3 protein-coding genes are annotated in these 3,229 nt (G+C 71.3%); 1 reads left to right on the top strand and 2 read right to left on the bottom strand.

Translation table 11 applies throughout. The features are described 5' to 3' along the window. Position 1: 1 nt before the first annotated feature. Positions 2-262 carry a methylated-DNA--[protein]-cysteine S-methyltransferase gene (locus V7Z54_RS09615; protein ID WP_334136166.1) on the bottom strand — a complete coding sequence of 87 codons (261 nt, stop codon included), beginning with the start codon at positions 260-262 and terminating at the stop codon, positions 2-4. Between the two features lie 398 nt (positions 263-660). After that, positions 661-1,641: a WD40 repeat domain-containing protein gene (locus tag V7Z54_RS09610; RefSeq protein WP_334136164.1), complete on the bottom strand. Its 981-nt coding sequence runs from the start codon at positions 1,639-1,641 to the stop codon at positions 661-663. A 137-nt stretch (positions 1,642-1,778) separates the two neighbouring features. On the opposite strand from V7Z54_RS09610, the gene sbcB reads away from it, so the two are divergent. Next, a partial coding sequence (gene sbcB / locus V7Z54_RS09605; RefSeq protein ID WP_334136162.1) for an exodeoxyribonuclease I occupies positions 1,779-3,229 on the top strand: 1,451 nt, incomplete at its 3' end.

Below are 3,229 nucleotides of genomic sequence, written 5' to 3'. Positions count from 1 at the left end.
GCTACCCCAAAGCACCCTCGGCCACCAGCAGGGCGCGCTTGCGCGGCAGGCCCCAGCGGTAGCCGCCCAGGCTGCCATCGGCGGCGACGACGCGGTGGCAAGGAATCAACACCGCCAAGGGGTTGGCCGCGCACGCGCTGGCGACGGCGCGGGCGGCGTGCGGCAGCCCCAGCCGGTGCGCCAGTGCCCCGTAAGTGATGGTGCCACCCGCCGGCAGCGCGCGCAGGGCGTCCCAGACGCGCTGCTGCCATGGTGTTCCCATGGGTGCCAGTGGTAGCGGCATAACGGGGGCAGTGGCCGGGGTGTCCAGAGCGGTCAGGACCGCCTCCCGCAGCGCGGCGGGCAAAGGAGCGGTGAGGGTGCCGTGCCACCAAGGGCGGCCCCGTGCCCCACGGTGGTGTGCGCGGGCGGTTGTGTCGTTGCCGGCGCCGGGCAGCGCTGCGGTGGGGGGCTGACGCAGTGCGTCGGCGTCGTCAGCCAGCGCGACGGACCGGATGCCTGCCCGGTCAGCCACAATCAGCGCCCAGCCCCAGCGGCAGCGGGCGACTGCCGACCAGAGCGCTTCGCCCGCAGCCCCCGCCAAAGAGGATATCTGATTGGGCTGGGCAGGCGGTTGCAAGCCGTGTGCGCCGACGGGGGGTGCGGTGGGTGACAAGGTGGTCATCCTTTGGGCCAGACGACCACCGAGCCATCGGCCAGCGCGGCGATCACGCTGGCGTGATCGGGTGTGAACGCCACATCCAGAATGCCGGCGGCAGAGGGCCGCACCGGATCCGGTTTGGGCGTTTGCCAGCGCTGCAGCACCTTGCCGGATTTGACCGACCACAGCCGCACCTCGCCCGACGGGGAGCCGGTCAGCAGCCGCCGCCCGTCGGCGGAAAAGCGGGCGCTGGACAGCGAAATGCGCCGCTCGCCCCACTCCTCGTGCAGCACGCGGCCGTCCTTGAGCCGCCACAGGCGCGCCGGGCCGTGGAAAGGGGCGGCGAACAGCAGTTCGTGATCGGCGCTCAGCGCCACGGTGGCCAGTGGCCGGTCGAAGCGTGCGGTCAGCGTGGCCTCGCCGCGCTCCAAGTCCCATACCCGCAGCATGCCGTCATCGGTGCCGGTCAGGCCGGTTCGCCCGTCCGGCCACAGGTAGGTCACGCCGACGGCATCGGCCTGCTCGATGACGGCGGGGGTGGTGCCGCCGCGCGGGTCGATGATCCAGGCCTGCTGCGTACTCAGGCCCACCAGCACGCGCCGCCCGCCGTCGGCCACCGCCAGCGCGCGCACACCGCCCGGCGGCGCCCAAAAGCCCAGCGCGCGTCGCGCCATCAAGTCCCACAGCACCACCGAGTCACGCTCGCCGGTGGCGGCCCAGCGTCCATCGGGCGAAAACGCTGCGGCCATCACGTCGGCGTGGGCGCCGGGGCGGTGTTCCAGCCGCGCCACGATTTGCCCATCTTCCCAGCGCCACAGCACGGCGCCGTTGTGCACCGATCCCATCAGCGCCAAGTCGGCAGCCGGACTCAGGCGCATCGTCAATGGCCGGTCGTCACCTCCCAGGCGGCTGATCTGTGGGGGCGGATCGCTGCACGCCGTCAGCGCGCCGGTGCCCAGCAGGCCCAGCGCCAGGGTGAAGTGGCGGCGTCGCACATCCATGACCCGAACTCTACCAGCCGACGGCGCAGGTTGTGGGCCACAGCTGAGCCGGACATTGCGGTGCGTCTCAGCAGGCCCGGCGGATACCGCGCGTTGGCCGGGCAGCGGGGGTGGCCATGCGAGAATGGCCGACGACCATGGCTGCACATACCTTCTTTTGGCACGATTACGAAACCTTTGGCAATAACCCCCAGACCGACCGGCCGGCCCAGTTTGCGGGGTGGCGCACCGATGCCGAGCTGCACCCCATCGGTGAACCCGTGGTGTGGTACTGCCAGCCCGCGCCTGACGTGTTGCCCGACCCCGAGAGCTGCCTGATCACCGGCATCACGCCCCAGCAATGCCAGGCGCACGGTTTGCCCGAGCGCCAGTTTGCCGAAGCGATTGCGGCCGAGCTGGGGCGCCCTGGGACGATCGGGGTGGGCTACAACACCATCCGCTTCGACGACGAGGTCACGCGCCATTTACTGTGGCGCAATCTGCTGGACCCGTATGCGCGCGAGTGGCGTGACGGCTGCGGCCGCTGGGACCTGCTGGACGTGATGCGCATGGCGTGGGCGCTGCGGCCCGAAGGGCTGGTGTGGCCCACCAACGGCGAAGGCAAGCCCAGTTTCAAGCTGGAGCACCTCAGCGCTGCCAACGGATTGACGCATGAACACGCGCATGATGCGCTGAGCGACGTACGCGCCACCATCGCTTTGGCGCAGCGCCTGCGCGCCTGCCAGCCGCGCCTGTTCGATTTTGCGTTCAGCCTGCACCGCAAAGAGCGCGTGATGCAAGAGCTGGGGTTGCCCGCAACGGCGGGGGCGCAGCGGCCATTCGTGCACGTCAGCGGCCGCTTTGCGGTGGAGCGGGGGTGCCTAGCCGTGATGTGGCCGCTGGCCATGCATCCGACCAACCGCAACGAGCTGCTGGCCTGGGATCTGGCGCACGATCCGCGCGAGCTGGCCGACTTGCGCCCCGATGAGGTGCGCCGGCGTCTGTTCACACGGCAGGCCGAGCTGCCCGAGGGCGTCACGCGCCTGCCCATCAAGAGCGTGCACCTGAACCGCGCGCCGATGGTGGTGGGCAACGTGGCGGTGCTCAAGGGCGGCCCCAGCCAGCGCTTTGCCATCGACTGGTCCGCCATCGAGCGCCACGCCGAGTACGCGCGTCGGCTGCCCGATCTGAGCGGGCTGTGGGCGGCGGTGTATGAACGCGCGGCGCCGGTGGCGCCGCGCGACGTGGACGCGGCGCTGTACGACGGCTTTGTGGGCGACGAGGACCGGCGGCGGCTGGCGCGGCTGCGTGCGCTCGATCCAAGCGACCCCGCCTGGCGGCAGATGGGCTTCGACGACGCGCGGCTGCCCGAACTGGTGTTTCGTTTTCGGGCTCGCAATCATCCGCAGACGCTCGACGCCGCAGAGCACGCGCGCTGGCGGGCCCATTGCCGCGCGCGCCTGCTGGAGGGCGCGGGTGGCGGGGTGCCTCTGGCCGCCTATCTGGAACGGCTGGATGCGCTGGCCGAGGGGGCGATGGAGCGCGAAGACGCGCGCGCGCTGGCGATTCTGGAGGCGCTGACCGATCACGCCACCGGTCTGGGCGGTGC

Origin of the sequence: Tepidimonas sp., from assembly GCF_036824975.1 — a bacterium.
Classification (GTDB): domain Bacteria; phylum Pseudomonadota; class Gammaproteobacteria; order Burkholderiales; family Burkholderiaceae_C; genus Tepidimonas.
This window is presented reverse-complemented; position numbering and strand designations above follow the sequence as displayed.

What these genes read in the sequence shown, in the direction of transcription:
- V7Z54_RS09615 (WP_334136166.1), bottom strand. Translation starts at nt 262, where the DNA reads ATGGGAACACCATGGCAGCAGCGCGTCTGGGACGCCCTGCGCGCGCTG.
- V7Z54_RS09610 (WP_334136164.1), bottom strand. Translation starts at nt 1,641, where the DNA reads ATGGATGTGCGACGCCGCCACTTCACCCTGGCGCTGGGCCTGCTGGGC.